The 22134-nt window shown below is 71.3% G+C and carries 19 protein-coding genes; 5 read left to right on the forward strand and 14 right to left on the reverse strand.

Annotation, left to right across the window (positions count from 1 at the left end; all coding sequences use genetic code 11):
- Positions 1-48: 48 nt before the first annotated feature.
- The 3 genes from QSK37_RS07600 to QSK37_RS07610 are packed head-to-tail and all read right to left on the reverse strand — an operon-like array spanning position 49 to position 2752.
- Positions 49-486, reverse strand: a complete 438-nt coding sequence (locus tag QSK37_RS07600) for a DUF6113 family protein (protein WP_285618505.1) — start codon at positions 484-486, stop codon at positions 49-51.
- A gap of 6 nt (positions 487-492) precedes the next feature.
- Positions 493-1341, reverse strand: a complete 849-nt coding sequence (gene mshB / locus QSK37_RS07605) for an N-acetyl-1-D-myo-inositol-2-amino-2-deoxy-alpha-D-glucopyranoside deacetylase (RefSeq protein ID WP_285618506.1) — start codon at positions 1339-1341, stop codon at positions 493-495.
- Between the two features lie 28 nt (positions 1342-1369).
- Complete coding sequence (locus QSK37_RS07610; protein ID WP_285618508.1) at positions 1370-2752, reverse strand: serine/threonine-protein kinase; 1383 nt, start codon at positions 2750-2752, stop codon at positions 1370-1372.
- Between the two features lie 102 nt (positions 2753-2854).
- Between QSK37_RS07610 and QSK37_RS07615 the strand changes: the two genes are divergently transcribed.
- The 3 genes from QSK37_RS07615 to QSK37_RS07625 all read left to right on the forward strand — a co-directional run bounded on the left by QSK37_RS07615 (position 2855) and on the right by QSK37_RS07625 (position 6455).
- Entirely contained in the window at positions 2855-4939 is a 2085-nt protein-coding gene (locus QSK37_RS07615; RefSeq protein ID WP_285618509.1) for a S9 family peptidase, read from the forward strand.
- Between the two features lie 305 nt (positions 4940-5244).
- Positions 5245-5814: an arsenate reductase/protein-tyrosine-phosphatase family protein gene (locus QSK37_RS07620; RefSeq protein WP_285618510.1), complete on the forward strand. Its 570-nt coding sequence runs from the start codon at positions 5245-5247 to the stop codon at positions 5812-5814.
- A 62-nt stretch (positions 5815-5876) separates the two neighbouring features.
- Positions 5877-6455: a hypothetical protein gene (locus QSK37_RS07625; RefSeq protein WP_285618511.1), complete on the forward strand. Its 579-nt coding sequence runs from the start codon at positions 5877-5879 to the stop codon at positions 6453-6455.
- Positions 6456-6478: 23 nt separating this feature from the next.
- On the opposite strand, the gene QSK37_RS07630 is transcribed toward QSK37_RS07625, so the two are convergent.
- From QSK37_RS07630 to QSK37_RS07675, 10 genes are all read right to left on the reverse strand, one after another.
- Entirely contained in the window at positions 6479-8293 is a 1815-nt protein-coding gene (locus QSK37_RS07630; RefSeq protein WP_285618512.1) for an ABC transporter ATP-binding protein, read from the reverse strand.
- Positions 8294-8493: 200 nt separating this feature from the next.
- Positions 8494-10182 carry an ABC transporter ATP-binding protein gene (locus QSK37_RS07635; protein WP_285618513.1) on the reverse strand — a complete coding sequence of 563 codons (1689 nt, stop codon included), beginning with the start codon at positions 10180-10182 and terminating at the stop codon, positions 8494-8496.
- Positions 10183-10255: 73 nt separating this feature from the next.
- Entirely contained in the window at positions 10256-11245 is a 990-nt protein-coding gene (locus QSK37_RS07640) for an ABC transporter ATP-binding protein (RefSeq protein WP_285618514.1), read from the reverse strand.
- Positions 11235-12287 carry an ABC transporter ATP-binding protein gene (locus QSK37_RS07645; protein ID WP_285618515.1) on the reverse strand — a complete coding sequence of 351 codons (1053 nt, stop codon included), beginning with the start codon at positions 12285-12287 and terminating at the stop codon, positions 11235-11237. Before QSK37_RS07645 ends, QSK37_RS07640 begins: the two co-directional genes overlap by 11 nt.
- Positions 12284-13204, reverse strand: a complete 921-nt coding sequence (locus QSK37_RS07650) for an ABC transporter permease (protein ID WP_285618517.1) — start codon at positions 13202-13204, stop codon at positions 12284-12286. The genes QSK37_RS07645 and QSK37_RS07650 overlap by 4 nt, the downstream gene beginning before the upstream one ends.
- Positions 13197-14123 carry an ABC transporter permease gene (locus QSK37_RS07655; protein ID WP_285618519.1) on the reverse strand — a complete coding sequence of 309 codons (927 nt, stop codon included), beginning with the start codon at positions 14121-14123 and terminating at the stop codon, positions 13197-13199. Before QSK37_RS07655 ends, QSK37_RS07650 begins: the two co-directional genes overlap by 8 nt.
- A gap of 1 nt (position 14124) precedes the next feature.
- Positions 14125-15705: a peptide ABC transporter substrate-binding protein gene (locus QSK37_RS07660; RefSeq protein ID WP_285618521.1), complete on the reverse strand. Its 1581-nt coding sequence runs from the start codon at positions 15703-15705 to the stop codon at positions 14125-14127.
- A 210-nt stretch (positions 15706-15915) separates the two neighbouring features.
- Positions 15916-16662 (reverse strand): succinate dehydrogenase/fumarate reductase iron-sulfur subunit, encoded by a 747-nt coding sequence (locus QSK37_RS07665; protein WP_285570786.1) that lies wholly within the window; start codon positions 16660-16662, stop codon positions 15916-15918.
- Entirely contained in the window at positions 16659-18599 is a 1941-nt protein-coding gene (locus QSK37_RS07670) for a fumarate reductase/succinate dehydrogenase flavoprotein subunit (RefSeq protein ID WP_285618523.1), read from the reverse strand. The genes QSK37_RS07665 and QSK37_RS07670 overlap by 4 nt, the downstream gene beginning before the upstream one ends.
- Positions 18600-18662: 63 nt before the next feature.
- A complete protein-coding gene (locus QSK37_RS07675) occupies positions 18663-19400 on the reverse strand; it encodes a succinate dehydrogenase cytochrome b subunit (protein ID WP_285618525.1) in 738 nt (245 codons plus the stop codon).
- A 79-nt stretch (positions 19401-19479) separates the two neighbouring features.
- Here QSK37_RS07675 and QSK37_RS07680 point away from each other — a divergent pair, with 79 nt between their 5' ends.
- On the forward strand, positions 19480-20421 hold the full coding sequence (locus QSK37_RS07680) for a LysR family transcriptional regulator (protein ID WP_285618526.1): 942 nt from the start codon (positions 19480-19482) through the stop codon (positions 20419-20421).
- Here the strand turns inward: QSK37_RS07680 and QSK37_RS07685 are convergent.
- Positions 20408-20959 carry a hypothetical protein gene (locus QSK37_RS07685; RefSeq protein ID WP_285618527.1) on the reverse strand — a complete coding sequence of 184 codons (552 nt, stop codon included), beginning with the start codon at positions 20957-20959 and terminating at the stop codon, positions 20408-20410. The two genes, QSK37_RS07680 and QSK37_RS07685, sit on opposite strands and share 14 nt — an antisense overlap.
- Before the next feature lie 333 nt (positions 20960-21292).
- Here QSK37_RS07685 and QSK37_RS07690 point away from each other — a divergent pair, with 333 nt between their 5' ends.
- Positions 21293-22123: a hypothetical protein gene (locus tag QSK37_RS07690; RefSeq protein ID WP_285570795.1), complete on the forward strand. Its 831-nt coding sequence runs from the start codon at positions 21293-21295 to the stop codon at positions 22121-22123.
- Positions 22124-22134: the final 11 nt, after the last annotated feature.

Below are 22134 nucleotides of genomic sequence, written 5' to 3' on the forward strand. Positions count from 1 at the left end.
TTCGGAGCGGCCCTCGGCGGGCCTCCATCGGATGTTACCGATCGGTCGCTATCGCGGGTCGGGCGGGCGCGGGGCTCCGGTGAGCATCCACGGGCGGGCCGAGCGGGTCCAGACGATCGCGATCAGGGCGGCGACCGCTCCCCCGAGCATGTAGACGTACCCGGCGGCCGTACCGGTGACGACGAGGTCGCCCTCGGGCCGGCGGCTGGACAGCACGACCAGGATGACCAGCCACGGCACCGCCGGCACGACGGCGCCGAGCCGGCTCTCCATCGCCCAGCCGGCGGCGCGGAAGACGGCGAGGTTCACCAGCGTCAGCGCGATCGCGGCGACCGGTACGCTCCCGACCTCCCAGGAGAACTGGAAGGAACCGATCAGTCCCAGGACGACGCCCAGCACGAAGAGCACCCCGTAGGTCAGCCCGGTCAGGAAGGCCGGCTCCGACGTGTGCTCGGGTGGGGGGTAGGGACCCGTCGTCTGTTCCACGACCGGTCAGGCTACCGGGTGTACGAGACCGGTCTCACGCCCGTCCTCTCCTGGAATGCCGGGTTCGCCGGCGAGGAGCGTGTAGTACTCGGCGTCGAGCAGCGGAACGCCGACGTTGTTGGAGAGCGCGTAGTAGGGCGGGGCCACCGTGATCTGAGTGGCGTGCCAGCGCATCGCGGCCACCTTGGCGTGCAGGTGCGGACCGGCCTCGATCCGGGTCGTGACCTGGTCGTCGGGCACCCCGAAGCCGAACTCCTTCACCGACCCGACCCGGTCGAACGGGCCGCGGCCCACCTCGGCCTCCAGCTCCGAGAGCGGGATGGCGGTGACGTAGAACCGCGACGGCGCCCACGCCTCGCCCTCGCCGTAGGAGGGGTCGGCGGACCGTTCGAAGGCCCGCCAGGCCACCCGGTGGGCCTGGATGTGGTCGGGATGCCCGTAGAAGCCGTTGGCGTCGTAGGTGACGATCACTTGCGGGCGCACCTCGCGGACGATGCGGACCAGCGCGGCGGTGGCCTCGTCCAGGTCGGCGCGCCAGAAGCAGCGCGGGTCGTCGTTGGCCGGGTCGCCCATCATCCCGGAGTCGCGCCAGCGGCCGGCGCCGCCGAGGAACCTGTGGTCGGTGACGCCGAGGGCGGCGCACGCCCTGGCCAGCTCGCCCACGCGGTACTCCCCCAGCGCGTCGCCGGACAGGTGGCGCAGGTCCTCGGGGATCACCTCGCCCTCCTCGCCGCGCGTACACGTCACGAGACAGACGTGGGCGCCCTCGGCGGCGTACTTGGCCATCGTGGCGCCGGTCTCGATCGACTCGTCGTCCGGGTGTGCGTGCACCAGCAGGATGCGGGGTTCGGCCATGGACGAAACGGTATCCGGCGGCGCCACCTCAGGTCGTCTGGGCGGCCGGTTGGGTCACCTTGCCGCCTCCGCCGTTGCCGGCGCCCGGATCGGAGGTGTTGTTACCACCGCCACCGTCGGTCGGCTCCCCGGTGTCGCCGTCGCCGGGCTCCGTCGTGTCGCCGCCGCCGGGCTTCGTCGGGCCGCCGGAGGTGGTCGGACGCGACGTCGAGGGCTCGGGCTGCCCGCTGTCGGTCGGGGGCGGGCCGCCGTGGGTCGGACGCGACGTCGGGCCGGTCGGCGCGTCGGGCTCCGAGGAGGTCGCCGGAGCACTGGAGGGAGCGGGCGTCGCCCCACCGCCGCCGGACGGGTGACCGCCGCCGCGGGAGGCCGCCCAGACGACCACGGCGATCACGCAGACCGCGATCAGCAGACCCGCGAGCGCCGCCACGGCCGCACGCGGGGAGAGCGGCCTCCGTACGCCGGCCGGCGCGGTCGCGGTGGACGCCGGCGTCGGCCTCGTCGGCGGGATCGCGTCCGCCACCGCCGTGCCGGCGAACGCCGCGCCCTGCCCCAGGATCGCGGTCTCCGGATCTCCGGAACCGGCCGGCGAGGGGGTGAGGCCCTCCTCGCCGAGCAGCCGCATCAGCAGCGTCTGGGTCTGCGGGCGCTGCGCCGGGTCCTTGGCGAGGCAGCCGGCGACGATGCCGCGCAGCGGCTCCTCCATCGAGCCGAGGTCCGGCGGCTCGTTGACGATCCGGTGGATCACCGCCATGACGGTGTCCTGGCCGAACGGCGCCTGCCCGGTCGCGGCGTAAACCATCGTCGAGGCCCAGGAGAACAGGTCCGCCGCCGGGGTGATCTCCTGGCCGGACAGTTGCTCGGGCGCCATGTAGGCGGGCGTGCCGATGGCGGAGTTGGTCATGGTGGCCGCCGCGTCGAGCGCCCGCGCGATGCCGAAGTCGATCACTCGCGGCCCGTCGGCGGCGATCAGGACGTTCTGCGGCTTGAAGTCGCGGTGGACGATGCCCGCCTGGTGGATGGCGACCAGCGCGGTCACCGTGCCGATCGCCAGCCGCTCCAGATCCGCGCCGGAACGCGGGGAGTCGGTGGAGACGAGCTGGTACAGCGACGGGCCGGGGACGTACTCGCTGACGATGTAGGGCCGGTCGCCGTCGACGTCGGCGTCGAGCACCTGCGCGGTGCAGAACCGCGCTACGCGCTTGACCGCCTCGAGCTCGCGCAGGAACCGCGAGCGCGCCACGTCGTCCTGGGCGAGGTCGGCGCGGAGCAGCTTGACGGCCACCTGCTCGCCCGAGGCGGACCGGCCGAGGTAGACGACGCCCTGGCCGCCCTCGCCCAGACGCGCCGTGATGGTGTACGAGCCGAGCCGCTCCGGGTCACCCGGCTTGAGTGGACGGCCGTCCGGCATCAACGCTCCTGTAGGGGAAGTTCGCGGGTGACTACCGTAGCCGTTCGCCCGGGGTCACGGCCGTCTTCGCGACGCTCGTGTCCGGCTGGCAGGATCGAAGGCATGACCATCAGCTTCCCACGACAGAGCGCTCGAACCCGACGATTCACTCTTGGTGCCCCGCGCGGCTTCCTCGTGTCGTCCGACGGCGCCCGCGTCGTCTTTCTGCGTTCCCGGCACGGCACGGATCCGGTCACGTGCCTGTGGACGGTCGACGTCGGCGACGACGCGATCGGCGAGGAGCGTCTCATCGTGGACCCGCGCGCCCTCGACCTGCCCGGCGAGGAGGACCTGCCGGCCGAGGAACGTGCCCGCCGGGAACGCGCCCGCGAGCAGGCCGGCGGCGTCACCTCGTACGCGGCCGACTCCGAGCTGACCATGGCCGCCTTCGCCCTGTCCGGACGCCTCTTCGTCACCGACCTCGACAAGGACGTGCGGCCGCTCGACGCCGCGGCCCCGGTCTTCGACCCGCGTCCGGACCCGACCGGACGCCGCGTCGCGTACGTGTCCGGGCGCGCCCTGCGGGTGATCGATGTGTCCTCCGGCGCGGACCGCGCGCTCGCCGAGCCCGAGGACGACCAGGTCTCCTACGGGCTGGCGGAGTTCGTCGCGGCCGAGGAGATGCAGCGCATGCGCGGCTTCTGGTGGTCGCCGGACGGTGAGGCCGTGCTCGCCGCGCGCGTCGACGAGTCCCCCGTGCAGCGGTGGCACATCGCCGACCCGGCCAACCCCGGCCGGCCGGCGGTGGAGGTCGCCTATCCCGCCGCGGGCACGCCCAACGCGGACGTCTCGCTGGTCGTGCTGGGCCTCGACGGCCGCCGGCAGCCGGTCGAGTGGGACCGCGAGACCTACCCCTACCTCGCCGAGGCGAGCTGGGACTCCGACGGCATCCTGCTCGTCGTGCAGACCCGCGACCAGAAGGTCATGCGGATCCTGTCCGCCGACCCGGCCACCGGCGGGACCACGCTCGTGCGCGAGGACACCGACCCGGTCTGGATCGACATCGTGCCCGGCGTGCCCGCCCGTACCGCGAGCGGCGACCTGGTCTGGGTCGCCGAGGACGACACGGCCCGCCGGCTGCTCGTGGGCGGTGATCCGGTCACGCCGGGCGGCCTGCAGGTACGGTCCGTGCTGAGCGTGGACGGCGACACCGTGCTGTTCACCGCCTCCGACGAGCCCACCGAGATCCACGTGTGGGTCTACGACGGCAGCGGGCTCACCCGGCTGAGCAGCGGGAGCGGCGTGTTCGGCGGCCGGCGCAGGGGCGGCACCACCGTGATCTCCGGAGGCCGGCTCGACCGGTTCGGCGTCGAGACGGCCGTCCAGCGGGCCGGCCGGGCGCTCGGCCACATCGCCTCCCACGCCGACAAGCCCGAGATCGAGGTGAACGTCAACCTGATCCGCGCCGGCGAGCGCGAGCTGCGCACCGCCGTGCTGCTGCCCACCGGCTACTCCGGCGACGAGCCGCTGCCGGTGCTCATGGACCCGTACGGCGGCCCGCACGCCCAGCGGGTGCTCGCCACGCGGCGCGCCTTCGCCGAGTCGCAGTGGCTCGCCGACCAGGGCTTCGCCGTGGTGGTCGCCGACGGCCGCGGCAGCCCCGCCCGCGGGCCGCAGTGGGAGCGGGCGATCCACCGCGACGTGGTCGGGCCGGTGCTGGAGGACCAGGTCACGGCCCTGCACGCGGCCGCCGAGCACTTCCCGCTCGACCTGTCACGCGTGGGGATCCGCGGCTGGTCGTTCGGCGGGTACCTCGCCGCGCTCGCGGTGCTCCACCGCCCCGACGTCTTCCACGCGGCGGTGGCGGGCGCCCCGGTCACCGACTGGACCCTGTACGACACCCACTACACCGAGCGCTACCTCGGCGACCCGAACGAGGACCCGGAACCGTACGAGCGGGCAAGCCTGATCTCGGCGTTCTCGGGCGAGCAGGGCTCGCGCACCATGCGTCCGCTACTGGTCATCCACGGCCTGGCCGACGACAACGTGGTCGTGGCGCACACGCTGCGCTTCTCCTCGGCCCTGCTCGCCGCGGGCCTGCCGCACAGCGTGCTGCCGCTGTCGGGCGTCACCCACATGACGCCGCAGGAGGTCGTGGCGGAGAACCTCATGCTGTTGCAGGTGGAGTTCCTCAAGAACGCGCTGTAGACCGGGAAGCGGGCGGGGCGGGCCGGCCGTCTCGCGCGGATGCGGGCGGGAGTGGGACGACGTGCCGGACGACAGTGGGCTGCCGCCGTGTTCGCGTTGCGGGCGTCGGGTCGCGCGGCTGGTGTACGGCCGTGTGCGGCGGTCCGCGGAGGTTCGGCGGGCCCTCGACGCCGGGGAGATCCTCCTCGCGGGATGCGTCGTCGGGGTTCACCGGTGGGGCTGCCCAGGGTGCGGGGCGCGCTACGTCGACGCCCCCGCGCCCGGACAGGGGTGGTCGGCCGACGAATGGTTCTAAGATGCCCGGCATGGTGGAGGAGTTCCGGATCGTCGTGGTCTGCACGGCGAACATCTGCCGGTCGCCGATGGCCGAGGCGATGATCCGGCGTGCTTTGCGTGAGGGTGGGCCGGGCGCCGCCGGTGTCGTCGTCGAGAGCGCCGGGGTGTACGGGCACGAGGGCAGCCCGATCGCGCCCGGGTCCGCGTCGGCGCTCCGGGCGCTGGGCATCGAGGACGACGGTCACCGCGGCCGGCTGCTGACGCCCGCCATCGTCGGTGCCGCCGACCTCGTGCTCACCATGGAGGAACGGCACCGTGAGGCGATCCTCGCCGGCAGTCCCGAGGCGCGCGACCGGACCTTCACCCTGCGGGAGTTCGCCCGGCTGGTCGGCGGCCAGGCGCCGCCCGCCGAGGGCGGAGCGGCCGGCCGGGCCCGCGCGCTGGTGGCCGCCGCCGGCCCGCGGCGCACGCGGCTACCCTGGGCCGGCGTGGACGACGTGCCGGACCCCTACGGCGGGCCGAGCGAGGGATACCACGCGTGCGCGGCCCTCATCCTGGGTGAGGTCGGCACGCTGCTTCGGCCGCTCCTCGGCATCTGACGCGCCACGGCGCGAGCCACCGTCCACTTTCCTCGGCGGGCTTCCGCGGCGAGGATGCCGTCATGGCCGCGATCGCATGCCCGATGAGACGTCCTCGCCGATGGCTCGCCGCGGCGTCGCCCGCCGTCCTGTGGCTGTGCCTGGCCGGGTGTGCGGGCGGCTCCGCACCCGCACCGGGCGCCACGCCGCCGGCCGGTCGCGCCGCACCGTCCCCGGCCTCCCCCGAGGCCCTCGGCCCGGACGGGCGGGCCGGGTGCGCTCCGCCCTCTCCGATCGGCAGCGCGGCGCCGCCGCAGAGCGCCGGACCAGGCGGCCCCGAGGTCCGGGGCACCGGCCACGGCGTCGGCTTGTGGGGCCTCATCATGGTGCCGTTCCGGTCCCCACTGATCCGTTCGGGCGACCGCGTGAAAATCGTCTGGAGGATGACCGGCACGGGTGAGCTGCGCCTGTCGGCGGTGGATCCCGACGGCCGGACCAGGCGGCTCGACTGGGGCCCCGAGGCGCACGGCGGCAGCAGTTACCGGCGCCCCGGCGACGAGTGGGGCGCCGGCTACCGGTTCGACCGGCCCGGCTGCTGGGACCTCCACGCCGCCCGAGGTATCGCGACCGCCGACGTCTGGATCGAGGTCGGCCGCCGCTGATCCCCGTGACCGGCCCGCGGGCCTCACGCCTCGCGGGGGACCGCGTCCCGCTCCACCGGGCCGCCGTGCCAGGAGTCCCACAGCGCGGCGTACGAGCCGCGTGCCGCGATCAGCTCCTCGTGGCGGCCCAGTTCGGTGATCCGGCCGTCCTCGACGACGGCCACCCGGTCGGCGTCGTGGGCGGTGTGCAGCCGGTGTGCGATCGCCACGACCGTACGGCCCGCCAGCACCGCCGACAGCGTGCGTTCGAGGTGGCGCGCCGCCCGTGGGTCGAGCAGCGACGTCGCCTCGTCCAGCACCAGCGTGTGCGGGTCGGCGAGGACGAGCCGGGCGAGCGCGAGCTGCTGGGCCTGCGCGGGTGACAACGCCAGGCCGCCCGTGCCCACCTGGGTGTCCAGGCCGTCCGGCAGCTCGGCGACCCAGTCGGCCTCGACCGCGGCCAGGGCTGTGGCCGCCTCCTCCTCCGTCGCCTCCGGCCGGGCCATCAGCAGGTTGTCGCGCACCGTCCCCTTGAACACGTGATGCTCCTGGGTGACGAGCGCGACGTGCCCGCGCAGGTCCTCCAGCGGCAGGTCCGCCAGCGGCACCCCGCCGACCTTGAGCGAGCCGGTACGCGGCCGCAGGATGCCGGCGATCAGCCGGCCCAGCGTGGACTTGCCCGCGCCGCTGGGGCCGACCATCGCGAGCCGCTCCCCCGGCCGCAACCGCAGGTCCACGCCGTGCAGCACGTCATGGCCCGCGCGGTAGGCGTACCGGACGTCGTCCAGCACGATGCGCTCACCGGCCGGGCGCGCCGTGGTGGGCGTGCGGTCGGCGCGCGCCTCGGAGACGCCCAGCAGCCGCGCCAGCGACGCCCCGCCCACCTGGAGCTCGTCGATCCACGACAGCAGCCGGTCGAGCGGGTCGATGAGCTGCTGGACGTACAACGTCGCCGCGGTCACCTGCGCGAGCGAGGCGAGCCCCCAGATGTAGAGCAGGCCGCCGACCAGCAGCGTCGCCACCACCGGCAGGACGTAGCCGACCTCGACCATCGGGAACCACACCGTGCGCAGGCCCAGCGTGTAGCGTTCGGCCGCCCACGCGCCGGCGATGTCGGTGTTCGTCCGCGCGACCCGGCGGTCCTCCAGGCGCAGCGCCTCGACCGTGCGCGCGCCCTCCACCGTCTCGGTCAGCCCGGCGGTCACCGAGCCCCACGCGGCGTTCTCCCAGAGGTAACCCGCCCGCGCCCGCGCGAGGTACCACTTCGTGCCGCCCCACAGCAGCGGCACGCCGACCAGGCACGGCAGCGCGGTCAGCGGCCCGACGAGCAGGAGCGCGCCGACCGCGAACGCGCCGGTCACGAGGGCGATCAGCGTCTCCGGGACCGCGTGCCGCACGCTGCGCGACAGCACGTCGACGTCGCGGGACGTCCGGGTGATCAGGTCGCCGGTGCCGGCCCGCTCGACGGTCGACAGCGGGAGTTCGAGGACCCGGTCGACGAACTCCTCGCGCAGCCGGGCGAGGACCTTCTCGCCCAGCCGCGCCGAGACGTACACGGCGTACCTCATCAGCACGCCCTGGGCGACGATGAACACCGCGATGGTGAGCGCGATCCGGTCGACCGTCCAGTGGGAGGTGCCGTGGCGCACGTCCTCGACCAGCTCGCCGAGCAACCGGGGTGCGACCAGGCCGGAGACGGCGGCGAGCCCGTGCAGGCCCAGCGCGAGCGCGAGCTGCCCCGGGTAGGCGACGGTCAGCCGCCGGGCGTACGCGCGTACCTGCGCCGGTGTCGCGACGGGCAGGATCCGGTCGTGCGCCGGGATCCTCGGTGGCCCGTCGGCGACCGCGTCTTCGGTCATGAGCCCTCCTTCGTCGGAGGAAGTGACCACCGGACCGTGCCTTCGACTTCCTCGCTTCGCTCGGTCATGAGACCTCCTTCGTCGGAGGGTGTGACCACCGGACCGAGCCTTCGACTCCCTCGCTTCGCTCGGTCATGAGACCTCCTTCGTCGGAGGAAGTGACCACCGGGGCGTGCCTTCGACTCCCTCGCTTCGCTCGGTCATGGCTCCTCTTCTCTCGTGACGGTGGCGGCGTAGCGCGGGACGGTGGCGAGCAGTTCGCGGTGCGGACCCGTCGCGGTGACCCGGCCCGCGTCCACGAACGCCACCTCGTCGGCCCGGTCGAGGACGAGCGGGCTGGTGGTGCACACGACCGTGGTACGGCCGGCGCGGTGCTCCGCGAGCCGGCCCGCGATGCGCGCCTCGGTGTGCGCGTCCACCGCCGAGGTCGGCTCGACCAGGATCAGCACCTCCGGGTCGGCGGCGAGCGCGCGGGCGAGCCGGAGGCGTTGCTGCTGCCCGCCGGAGAACTCCCGTCCGCCCTCGGCGATCTCGTCGTCGAGGCCCGACGGCAGCTCCTCGACGATGTCGGTCGCGCAGGCCGTGTACAGGGCGTCGCGCAGCTCCCGCTCGGAGCGGCCGCCGATCTCCTCCCGCAGCGGCCCGGAGAACAGCCGGGCGCCGGGGTCGGCGACCAGCACGGCCTCGCGCATCGCGGGCAGCGTCAGCTCGCGTACGGGCGTGCCGCCCCAGGTCACCTCGTCGTCGGTGAACCGGCCGAGCCGGTCGGCGATGGCCTGCGCGTCCTCTGGCGAGGTCGCGGCGATCGCGGTGAGCCGCCCCGGCCGTACGGTGAGCCCGGAGGGCCGATCGACCATCGCGCCGGCCGCCTCGGTGCGGGTGCCCTCGTCCGGCAGCTCCGGTTCGGTGTTCAGGATCCGGACCACCCGGCGTGCCGCGACGTGCGCCTTGGTGATCTTGTCGGCCGCCTCGGTCAGGGTCCGCATCGGCTCGACCAGGAACACCGAGTAGCCGTAGAAGGACACGAGCTGGCCGATGGTGATCTGGCCGGCCAACGCGAACCGGGCGCCGATCCAGGTGACCAGCGCGACCAGCAGCCCGGGCAGCAGCACCTGGGCGCCCTCCAGGAGGGAGTCGCTGCGCGCGACCCGCACTCCGGCGGCGCGAACCGCCTGCGACTCCTCGCGGTAGCGTCCGGCGAACACCTGCTCGCCGCCGATGCCGCGCAGCACGCGCAGGCCGGAGACGATGTCGCTCGACCGGGTGGCCAGCTCGCCCTGCAGGTCGCGCTGGTGCCGCTGGCTGCGGTGCAGCGGCCGCAGGATCGGCGCGACGACGGCGGCCATCAGCGGCACGCCGATCAGCACGACCAGCCCCAGCGGCAGCGAGGTGACCAGCAGGATCACGCCGACCAGGACGATCGAGACGATCGCACCGGCGCCGCGCGCCGTGATGTCCATGGAGTTGCCGATGTGGGAGACGTCGGCGATGCCGACGCTGACGACCTCACCGGTCGCCACGCGTTTGGGCAGGGTCGCCCCGAGCCGCGTGGCGTGGCGGGTCGTCACCTGCACGGTGCGGAACGCCGCGCCCAACCAGTTGGTGACCGCGAACCGGTGGCGCATGATCCCGGCCACCGCCTGCACCGCGCCGAGCCCGAGCAGCACGCCCGACCACAGCAGCAGCGCGTCGGTGTTCTTCGCCGTCACGCCCGTGTCGATGGCGCGGCCGATGGTGGCCGGCATGAGCGCCTGGGTGCCCATCCACACGACGCCCCATGCGGCCCCGCCGGCCATCGTGGCGGCCTGCACGCGCGCGATCCACAGCAGGTAACGCGCCGGCGAGCGGCGATCGGGCGTGCCGGGATCGGACACGGGAAAAGAGCGCATACGAAATCCCCGAACCGGGAGGCAGTGGACCTCCCGACGTTACCCATGCGCTTTGATCAGCCGCGAACCATTTTCAGGGGCGGCCCGAGTCGGCGGCGAAGTGGCACGCGCTCGGATGGTCCGAGCGGCCCGCGCGGACCTCCAGCGCCGGTTCCTCGGACGCGCAGATCTCCTCGGCCTTCCAGCAGCGGGTGCGGAACCGGCAGCCGGACGGCGGGTCCGTGGGGCTCGGCACGTCGCCCTCCAGCACGATCCGGCCCGTCCGCTTCGTCGGGTCCGGCACCGGCACCGCCGACAGCAGCGCCTGCGTGTACGGGTGCGTGGGGTGGTCGTAGATCTGCTCCTCGTCGCCGATCTCGACGATCTTGCCCAGGTACATCACCGCGACGCGGTCGGAGATGTGCCGGACGACGGCGAGGTCGTGGGCGATGAAGACGTAGGAGAGGCCGAACTCCCGCTGCAGGTCGGCGAGGAGGTTCATGACCTGGGCCTGCACCGACACGTCGAGCGCGGACACCGGCTCGTCGCAGATGATGACGTCGGGCCGCAGCGCGAGGGCGCGGGCGATGCCGATCCGCTGCCGCTGTCCGCCGGAGAACTGGTGCGGGTACCGGTTCACGTGGTCCGGGTCGAGACCGACGATCTCCAGCAGCTCGCGCACCCGGCGGCCGCGTCCGCCCTCGGGGTCGCCGTGGACGGCGAAGGGCTCGCCGACGATGTCGCCCACGGTCATCCGCGGGTTGAGCGAGGTGTAGGGGTCCTGCATGACGAGCTGCATCCGGCGCCGCGACCGGCGCAGCTCCGCCCTGGACAGCGAGAAGACGTCGCGGTCCTCGAAGTGCACGCTGCCGGAGGTCGGCCGCTCGACGCCCATGAGCAGCTTGGCCAGCGTGCTCTTGCCGCAGCCGGACTCGCCGACCAGGCCGAGCGTCTCGCCCTTGCGGAGTTCGAACGAGACGCCGTCGACCGCCTTCACCCGCCCGACCTCGTGCTGGAACAGCACTCCCTTGGTCAGCGGGTAGTGCTTGACGACGTCCCGTACGGAGAGGATCTCATCGGCCACCGGAGACCTCCTCGGCGTAATGGCAGGCGCTCCGGTGAGGCGAGGGTGCCCCGGACCGGGCTCCGGACCGGTCCGGAGCGCCCTCACCGGTCTGGAGAAGACGCAGTTCGGGAACCTCGGTCGAACAGCGGTCCCGCGCGCGGGGGCAGCGCGGATGGAACGGGCAGCCCGAGGGGATGGCGGCGAGGTTCGGCGGTGAGCCCTTGATCGGGGTCAGCGAGCGGTCGCGCACGTCGATGCGCGGGACCGACGCGAGCAGTCCCTCGGCGTACGGGTGCGCGGGCCGGGCGTACAGGTCCTCGACCCAGGCCTCCTCCACGACGCGGCCGGCGTACATCAGCGCGATGCGGTCCGCCACGTCGGCCACCACGCCGAGGTCGTGGGTGATGAGGATGAGCCCCATCCGCATCTCTTCCTGCAACTCCGCCAGCAGCTTCATGATCTGCGCCTGGACGGTGACGTCGAGCGCCGTGGTCGGCTCGTCGGCGATCAGCACGTCCGGTTCGAGGGCCAGCGCCATGGCGATCATCACGCGCTGCCGCATGCCGCCGGAGAACTGGTGCGGGAAGTCGTTCACCCGCGAGGCCGCGGACGGGATCCGCACGCGGTCCATCAGGTCGATCGCCCGCTTGCGCGCCTCGCCGCGCGAGGACTTGCGGTGCACGATGAGCATCTCGGCGATCTGGTCGCCCACCCGGTGCACCGGGTTCAGCGCCGACAGCGCGTCCTGGAAGATCATCGAGATCTTCGCGCCGCGGTAGTCGCGCCGTTTCTTCTCCGGCAGGCCGAGCAGCTCGGTGCCGCGGAACCGTACCGACCCCTTCGTGACGTGCGCGGGCGGCGTGTCGAGGATGCCCATCACGGCCTGCGCGCCCACGCTCTTGCCCGACCCGGACTCCCCCAGGATGGCGAGCGTCTCGCCCTCGTCCAGCGTGTAGGACAGCCCGTTGACCGCCTGCACCGATCGCCCGCGGGAGCGGAACTCCACGTGCAGATCCTCGACCGCCAGCAGCGGGCCGGTGCTCTGTTCTTCGTCGCTCATCGCAGCTTCGGGTCCAGTGCGTCGCGTACCGCGTCGCCGAGCAGCAGGAAGCTCAGCACCGTCGCGGTCAGGAATACGGCCGGGTAGATCAGCAGGTAGGGGTAGTCGGTGAAGATCTCCTGTGCCTGGCTGAGCTGCAGGCCCCACGAGACCGTGGGGTACTGCAGGCCGACGCCCAGGTAGTCGAGCGTGGCCTCGTAGCCGATGACCACGCCGACGTTGAGCATCGCGTAGACGAACACGGGCGCGACGGCGTTCGGCAGGATGTGGCGCAGCATGATCCGCCCGTCACTGGCGCCGATCATGCGCGCGGCCTGGACGTAGTCGGCGTCGCGCACCGACAGCACCTGGCCGCGCATCAGCCGCGTCATGGTCGGCCACCACAGCAGGCCGAGCACCAGCGACTCGGTCATCATCCCGTGCGACGGGAACGCGGTCAGGATGACGAGCGCGCCGAGGATCAGCGGCAGGCCGAAGAAGATGTCGGTGATACGCGACAGGAACGCGTCGAGCAGCCGTCCGTAGTAGCCGGAGACCGAGCCGAGCACGATCGCCAGGGTGAGCGCGATCGCGGTCACCAGGAACCCGACCACGATCGGCGCGCGGGTGCCGTGCACGACCTGGGCCCAGTAGTCGCAGCCGTGGCTGTCGGTGCCGAACGGATGGTCTCCGCCCGCGAACGGGTTCCACGACGCCGGCCGCTGTTTCGCTTGCCGCACGTCACAGCCGTCGTTCGCCCCGAGGCCGGTGAAGAGTGAGGGGAAGGCCGCCATCACGCCCATGAACAGCAGGATCACCGCGGAGACCCAGAACGTCACGCGGCGGCACAGGTCGCGCCACGCGTCGCTCCACAGCGACGCGGCTCCGCCCTCGATCGCCGCCCCGGTCTGCGCCGTGGCCTCAGCAACTTCAGTCATGGCGAATCCTGGGGTCGAGCACGCCGTAGAGGAAGTCGACGACGAGGTTGGCCAGCAGATAGATGAGGACCAGGAACGTGCTGATGCCCACGACGGTCGGGCCGTCCTTGACCTGGATGGCCAGCCAGATCTGCTGGCCGATGCCCGGCAGGTTGAAGATGCCCTCGATGATGATCGCGCCGGCCATCAGGTTGCCGAGGTCGACGCCCAGGTAGGTGACCACCGGGATCAGGGAGTTGCGGAGCGTGTGCCGCACGAGCACCCGCCGGCGGCTGAGGCCCTTGGCGACCGCGGTGCGCACGTAGTCCGAACGGCCGTTCTCCACCAGGCTCGTCCGGGTCAGCCGGGCGATGTAGGCGAGGCTGAGCGAGCCGAGCAGGATCCCGGGCAGCAGATAGCTGTACGGCCAGCCGTCGTCGGTCCCCGCGGTCGGGAACCAGCCCAGCTTGAGGCCGAACAGCAGCTGCGCTGAGTAGGCGAGCACGAAGCCGGGGATGGCGATGACCAGAGTGGTGCCGCTCAGCACGAGCGTGTCGATCACACCGCCCTTGCGCAGGCCCGCCCAGACGCCCAGCGCGATCCCGACGACCAGCTCGAAGACCCACGCGGTGACGGCGAGCTGCACCGTCACCGTCCAGCCCCCCGTCAGGACGTCGCCGACGGGCTGGCCGTTGAGCGTCTCGCCGAAGTCACCGCGGACCAGGCCCCACAGGTACTTGCCGTACTGGACGATCAGCGGATCGTCCAGGTGGTAGTGGTGCCGCAGGGCCTGGTACACCGCCGGCGACATCGGCTTGTCGCCGCCCAGGACCCGGATCGGGTCACCGGGCAGCGCGAACACCGCCAGGTAGATCAGGAGCGTCGTCCCGATCAGGACCGGCACCATCTGCAGAAGGCGCCGTACGACGTAACGCCACACGCTATTTGACCGTCACCTGGTCGAGGTGGACGAGCGGGTAGACGTAGGGGTCGGCGTGGATGTCGCCGACGTGACTGGAGGAGCCGAGCTGGTCCTGCCAGTTCCACAGCGGCGTGATCGGCATGTCCTTCAGCACCATGTCCTCGGCCTGCTGGTAGTACTGCTGGCCCTCCTGCGGCGTCTTGGCCGCGTTGCCCTTCATGATGAGGGCCTCGCACGCGGCGCCGTCGTAGCCGCTGCGGGTGGGCTTGGCGCACCGCGGCGTGAGGTAGTCCTCGGGGCTCGGGTAGTCCATGGTCCAGTTGCTGCGGTACGGACCGGCCGCCTTGTGGTCGCTCAGCTTCGTCAGGTAGTCCGACACCTGGACCTTGTCGAACTTGATGTCGGTGATGCCGAGGTTCTGCTTGAGCTGGTTGGCGACGTCGGTCATCCACTGCTCGTACGTCGCGTCGGCGTTGGAGAACACCAGGTGCAGCGTGCCCTTGTAGCCGCCCGCCTTGTCGAACAGCTGCTTGGCCTGCTGCGGGTTGTAGGTGCAGGCCTCGCCGCAGGCGTTCGCGCGGTAGCCCGGCACGATCGGCGCCAGCAGCGACGCCATCGGCTTGAACGTCCCGTTGTAGACCGCGTTGACGATCGCCTGCCGGTCGATCGCCATCGAGATCGCCTTGCGCAGGTCGGGGTTCTTGAACGCCGGGTCGTACAGCGGGAACTCGAGGAAGTCCATGGTGCCGCTGGGCACGGTGATGAGCCGGTCGCCGAGCAGCCGCTTGGCCTCGGGCGCCTTCGCCGCGGGGATCTGGTTGTCGAAGTCGACCTTGCCGGCCCGCAGGTCGGTGTAGGCGGCGTCGCGGCCGGCGTACTCCTTGAAGGTCACGCCGTCGGACTTGGCCGGACGCGTGCCCTTGTAGCCGGCGAACTTCTTCAGCTTGATCTGCTTGTTGTGCTCCCAGGAGCCGTCGATCATGAACGGCCCGTTGCCGATCGGCTTCTGCTCGTACGCCTTGAGATCGGTGAAGGCGGCCTTGGGCATCGGCGCGGTGCCGATGAACGACAGCACGTACGGGAACTGACTGAAGGGCTGGGAGAGCGTCACCTGCAGGGTCTGCGGGTCGACGACCTTGAGGCCCTTCATCTTGTCGACCTTCGGCTTGCCCTTGTCGGGGTTCAGGTCGGCGTAGCCCTCGATGCTGCCGAGGTAGTAGCCGTTGCCCCAGGCGTTCGCGGAGTTCGCCGTGGCGTTCCAGGCGTCGGCGTAGCTCTGGGCGGTGACCGGCTCACCGTTGTGGAAGGTCAGGCCCGGCTTGATCTTGATCGTCCAGACCTTCTGGTCGGTCGTGTCGACCGACGCGGCGTCCTCCATCACCGGCTTGCCGCTGGGGTCGAGCGTCATCAGCGTGTCGAAGAGGGCGCTGTCGACGGTGAGGCCCTGCGCGTCATTGGTGTTGCCGGGGATGAGATGCTCCGGCTCGGTGATCGCGTAGGTGAAGACCTTCGACTTGTTCCCGGAACCGCCACCGCCGCCGCACGCCGACGCCGCCATCGCGACGGCGACGATGCCGACGAGCATCCCCTTGACCTTCATCAAGCCTCCATAAGCCACACAGGTGGGAGCTACCTTGGCCGAGTACGGCCAGGAGGCGGTAGATCTTTGCCGAAACCGTGTCGAGATCGAAATATTCCTACCGACGCCTGCGGCGCGTCATGGAGTGAGGGCCATTGTGCCCCGGAGCCCGGAAGTGGTCCACGGCCCGAGAGGAAGGGGGGACGTTCCCTCCTCCCGGGCCGTGAAGTCTCAGGAGGCCTTACGCGTGGCCTTGAGCAGGTCGGCGTTGAGGCGGGAGATGGTCTCGAACGGGATGCCCTTGGGGCAGACCGCGGTGCACTCTCCGGTGTTCGTGCAGCCGCCGAAGCCCTCGGCGTCCATCTGGGCGACCATCGCGGTGACCCGGCCGTACCGCTCGGGCTGGCCCTGGGGCATCAGGCCGAGGTGGGTGATCTTCGCGGCGGTGAACAGCATCGCCGACGCGTTCGGGCAGGCGGCGACGCAGGCGCCACAGCCGATGCAGGTCGCGGCGTCGAAGGCGGCGTGCGCGTCGGCCTGCGGCACCGGGATGGACGCCGCCTCCGGCGCCGACCCGGTCGGGGCGCTGACGTACCCGCCGGCCTGGATGATGCGGTCGAACGCCGACCGGTCCACGACCAGGTCCTTGATGACCGGGAACGCCGCCGCGCGCCACGGCTCGATCGTGATGACGTCGCCGTCCTTGAAGTGCCGCATGTGGAGCTGGCAGGTCGTGGTGGCCTGCTGCGGGCCGTGCGGGGTGCCGTCGATGACGAGCGAGCACATGCCGCAGATGCCCTCACGGCAGTCGTGGTCGAACGCGACCGGGTCCTCGCCCTCGACGATCAACCGCTCGTTGAGCACGTCGAGCATCTCGAGGAACGACATGTCCGGCGAGACGTCGTCCAGCTCGTACGGGACCATCCGCCCCGGGTCATCGGCGTTCTTCTGCCGCCAGATCTTCAGTGTGAGCTTCACTTATACGACCTCTGGACCATCTTCACGTTCTCGTATTCCAGGTTCTCCTTGTGGAGGACCGGGGCGTCGCCGGTGTACTCCCAGGCGGCGACGTAGGCGAAGTGCTCGTCGTCGCGCAGGGCCTCGCCGTCGGGCGTCTGGGACTCGGCGCGGAAGTGACCGCCGCAGGACTCCGTACGGTGCAGGGCGTCGATGCACATCAGCTCGGCCAGCTCGAAGAAGTCCGCGATCCGCCCGGCCTTCTCCAGCGCCTGGTTGAGCTCCTCGTTCTCCCCCGGCACCTTGACGCGGGTCCAGAACTCCTCGCGCAGCTCGCGGATCCGGTCGATGGCCTTGCGCAGGCCCTCGTCGGTGCGCTCCATGCCGCAGTACTCCCACATGAGCGCGCCGAGCTCGCGGTGGAAGGAGTCCGGCGTACGGTCGCCGTCGATGGACAGCAGCCGCTCGATGCGGCCGGTGACGGACTCGCGCGCCTCGACGACGGCCTCGTGGTCGTCGCCGACCTTCGGGAAGGGGCCCTTGGCCAGGTAGTCGCTGATGGTGTTCGGCAGCACGAAGTAACCGTCGGCCAGGCCCTGCATCAGCGCGGACGCGCCGAGCCGGTTGGCGCCGTGGTCGGAGAAGTTCGCCTCGCCGATCACGAACAGGCCGGGGATGGTGGACTGCAGGTCGTAGTCGACCCACAGGCCGCCCATCGTGTAGTGCACCGCCGGGTAGATGCGCATCGGCACCTCGAACGGGTCCTCACCGGTGATGCGCTCGTACATCTCGAACAGGTTGCCGTACTTGTCCGCGACCGCCTTGCGGCCGAGCCGCTGGATCGCGTCGGCGAAGTCGAGGTAGACGCCGAGCCCGCCCGGACCGACGCCACGGCCCTCGTCGCAGACGTTCTTGGCGGCGCGGGAGGCGATGTCGCGCGGCACGAGGTTGCCGAACGAGGGGTAGATCCGCTCCAGGTAGTAGTCGCGCTCGTCCTCGGGGATCTCGCGCGGGTCGCGCTTGTCCCCCTTCGCCACCGGCACCCAGACGCGGCCGTCGTTGCGCAGCGACTCCGACATCAGCGTCAGCTTCGACTGGTGGTCGCCGCTCTGCGGGATGCACGTCGGGTGGATCTGGGTGTAGCACGGGTTGGCGAACAGCGCGCCCTTGCGATGCGCCCGCCAGGTGGCCGTGACGTTGCAGCCCTTGGCGTTCGTCGACAGGAAGAACACATTGCCGTACCCGCCGGAGGCCAGCACGACGGCGTCGGCGGTGTGCGTCTCGATCTCGCCCGTGACCATGTCGCGGGCGACGATGCCGCGCGCGGCGCCGTCCACGATGATCAGCTCCAGCATCTCGTGCCGGGTGAACATCTCCACGGTGCCGGCCGCGACCTGGCGCTCGAGCGCCTGGTACGCGCCCAGCAGCAGCTGCTGGCCGGTCTGGCCGCGCGCGTAGAACGTACGGGAGACCTGGACGCCGCCGAAGGAGCGCGTGTCGAGCAGGCCGCCGTACTCACGGGCGAACGGCACGCCCTGCGCGACGCACTGGTCGATGATCTCCACGCTCACCTGGGCGAGCCGGTAGACGTTGGACTCGCGCGACCGGTAGTCGCCGCCCTTGACGGTGTCGTAGAAGAGCCGCTGGATGCTGTCGCCGTCGTTGCGGTAGTTCTTCGCGGCGTTGATGCCGCCCTGCGCGGCGATGCTGTGCGCGCGGCGCGGGCTGTCCTGGTAGCAGAACGACTTGACGTGGTAGCCGAGCTCGCCGAGCGTCGCGGCGGCCGAGCCGCCGGCCAGGCCGGTGCCGACCACGATGACCGACAGCTTCCGCCGGTTCGCCGGGTTGACCAGCTTGCCCCCGAAGCGACGCTTGTCCCAGCGTTGCTCGACCGGGCCCTCCGGTGCCTTGGTGTCCCGGATCGGCTCACCGTCGGTGAACAAATTAACGGTGCTCATGAGCCCTCCTTCGTCGGGGAGTGACCACGGACACTGTGTTGTCGATTCGCTCACTGCGTTCGCTCATGAGACCACCCCGATGGTGACGAGGACCGGCACGGACACGAAGCCGAGGACGATCACGGCCGCGACCGTGTCGGCGAGCAGGCGCAGGCCGCGGTAGCGGTTCTGACGGCCCCAGCCGAGCGTCTGGAAGGCGCTCCACAGCCCGTGCCTGAGGTGGAACCCGACCAGGACCACGGCGACGATGTAGAAGAGCGTGATGTACCAGTGCGAGGGGGCGAAGTCGGCGACGATCTTGTCGTACGGCTGGGCGTCGCCGCCCTTGGGGTTGACCGCGCCGAACGTCAGGTCCAGCAGGTGCCAGATGACGAACAGCAGGATGACGACCCCGCCGTACCGCATGACGTGCGTGGCGTACCGGTGCTCCTGCGTGGTGGGCCGGGCGGCGTATCGCACGGGCCGGGCCCGCCGCGCGCGCCGGGCGAGCGAGACCGCCGACCACATGTGGAGGATCACCGCCACGGTGAGCACGATCTCGATGATGGTCAGGACGGTCCGGTACGGGACCGCCGGCTCACCCATCGTGCGCAGCCAGTGCGCGTAGTGGTTGAAGTCGTCGCGGCCCAGGAAGACCTTGAGATTGCCGATCATGTGGGCGATCAGGTACAGGACGAGGATCGCCCCCGTCACCGCCATGACGGCCTTCTTGCCGACGGAGGACCCGTACAGCCTTCGCGGAAGCGCCTGTGAGGTCGCCGTCTGCGGAGGTGCGGTCACCGTGCTCGCTCTGGATGACACATTGCGGACCGTATGTCCGATTCCAAAGAGGCGTCCAAGACATGATGACGCTTGTTTCGATAGCCGTAGGCTATGGACTGTGCAGCTACAGCAACTCTCGTACTTCGTGGCCGTCGCGGAGGTGAGGCATTTCACACGGGCGGCGGAAACTCTCCGGGTCGCGCAGCCGTCCCTGTCCAAGCAGATCAAGACGCTGGAGGCGGAGCTGGGCGCGCCGCTGTTCAGCCGGGCGCGCGGCAACATCACGCTGACGGCCGCCGGTGAGGCGCTCCTGCCGCTCGCCCGGCGCATCCTCGCCGACGTCGACACGGCCCGGCGGGAGATCCAGGACCTGACCGGCCTGCGCCGGGGCCGGGTGCGGCTGGGCGCGACCCCCTCGCTGTTCGCGGGGCTGCTCGCCGACGCCCTGGCGCGCTTCCGCGGCCGCTATCCGGGCATCGAGCTGCGCGTGGAGGAGGGCGGCTCCCGCGACCTCGTACGGGACCTGGCGCGCGGGCAGCTCGACCTGGCACTGATCATCCTGCCGCTGCAGAGCACCGACCCCTCGCTGGAGACCGCGCCCATCCTGCAGGAGGACCTGGTCGTGGTGTCGCCGCGCTCGGACCCGCCCAAGCGGCCGTACGTGCGCATCGAGGACCTGCGCGGCCAGCCGCTCGTCATGTTCCGCAGCGGCTATGACCTGCGGGAGGCGACCCAGACGGCGTGCCGGCAGGCCGGGTTCGAGCCGACGTTCGCCGTCGAGGGCGGCGAGATGGACGGGGTGCTGCGCTTCGTCGAGGCCGGGCTCGGCCGGGCGCTCGTGCCGTCGATGGTCCTGTCGGGCCGGGCGGGGCTGGTCGGCACGCCGCTGGCGCCGCCGGGCCTGGAGCGCACGATCGCGCTCGCGCACCGCAAGGACGTGCACCCGACCCACGCGGCGCGGGCGTTCCACGAGACCCTGCTGCACTTCCTCGCCGACATCGAGAGCCGCGGTGAGCTGCCGGCGGGCGTCTCACGCATCGCGGACGTCAGTGGGAGATGACCTCCACGTCGGGGGCGAACTCCCGCAGCGCGCGGCCCAGCCGCCGAGGCGCGATGCGCCAGCCGCCGAGACGGGTGGAGACCAGGCGCGGGCGGTCGTCGCGCTCGGGCGCGTAGCCGCGCAGCGCGACCGCGCCACGGCCGACGGACCCGCCGTCGGCGGAGTGGAACTCGATCGCGGTGACCTCGTCCCACGCGAACCACTCACCCTGCGAGGCCCGGCCCGACGGGCACCAGTAGACGCCCTTCTCCGCGACCGCGAACGCCACCGCCCCGCGCGCCACCCGGCGCAGGCCGACCGCGGCGAACACCAGCAGGCCGGCGCCGACGAGCGGCATCAGCCACTGGGCGCCGTACATGGTCCAGCCCCAGGGGCCGAGGTGGGAGCCGGGACGCCAGTGCAGCCGCGGGGGATGTGAGGTCGCGCCGAGCACGAACCCGGCGATGATGGCCGCGCCGAGGACGGCCGGCACGAGCGGTCCCCACCAGGCGTAGCGGACGACGTACGCTCCCGGCCCGAAATGGCTCCGGCCCCGCATGCACAACTCCCGTCACAGAGGTCTCGTGCTTTCGCATGCTAGTGAGGTTGGTGAGACCGGTGGGAAAATCCGGCACTGACGTCTTCTCAAACGGACACTCAACATGAAACCATCACAAGCGGTGCAATAATTCTCATAAGTAGATCTAGAGTCAATAGGCCGTAAATCGGGCGCATCCTACTCGCGAGTAAGTGGGGAGTTTCACATGCGCCGACCGCGCCTCGTATCGTGCTCGTGACAACTCCCTAATAACGTATGAGCGCCCCTGAACAGAGGAGAGGCTCGAGCACAGGCAGCCCTCCCAGGTGGTGTGCCTTCGATGGAGAATCCCGCATGACGCAGACAACGGTGGAAGCGCCGTCCAAGGATCGGGCCCAGATCCCGGCGCGCACCCTACGCAAGGATCGTTACTGGCTCACTCCGCTGGCGACGTTCATCTTCTTCCTGGCCTGGGTCGTCTACGCGACCGTGCGCTCGATGATGGGCAGCAGCTTCTGGGTGGCCAAGTATCACTACCTGACGCCGTTCTACTCCCCGTGCGTCAGCAAGGCGTGCCCACCCGAGGCGGCGGACTTCGGCAGGTTCGTACCCGACCACCTGCCGTTCTTCATCCCGTACGCGCTGATCTCGCTGCCGTTCCTGCTGGGGTTCCGGCTGACCTGCTACTACTACCGGAAGTCCTACTACCGGGCGTTCTGGCTGTCGCCGCAGGCCTGTGCCGTCCCGGACAAGGCTCCGGTGCGCAAGACGCCCGGCGGCTACACCGGCGAGCGGCGCTTCCCCCTCATCCTGCAGAACGCGCACCGCTACTTCTGGGTGGTCGCCGGCCTCATCTCCATCGTCAACACCTGGGACGCGATCAGGGCGTTCCACGGCGCGGACGGCGGCTTCGGCATCGGGCTCGGCACGATCATCCTGTGGGCCAACGTCATCCTGCTGTGGGGTTACACGCTCTCCTGCCACTCGTGCCGCCACGTCATGGGCGGGCGGCTGAAGAGCTTCTCCAAGGCTCCGATCCGCTACTGGTTCTGGACCCAGATCAGCAAGATCAACACCCGCCACGGGCAGTTCGCGCTCATCACGCTGGTCTCTCTCGCGGTGACCGACGCGTACGTCGCGCTCGTCGCGCACGGGGCCTTCTCCGACCTGCGGATCTTCAACTAAGGACCGACCAC

The organism is Actinoallomurus iriomotensis, assembly GCF_030269445.1.
GTDB lineage: Bacteria > Actinomycetota > Actinomycetes > Streptosporangiales > Streptosporangiaceae > Actinoallomurus > Actinoallomurus iriomotensis.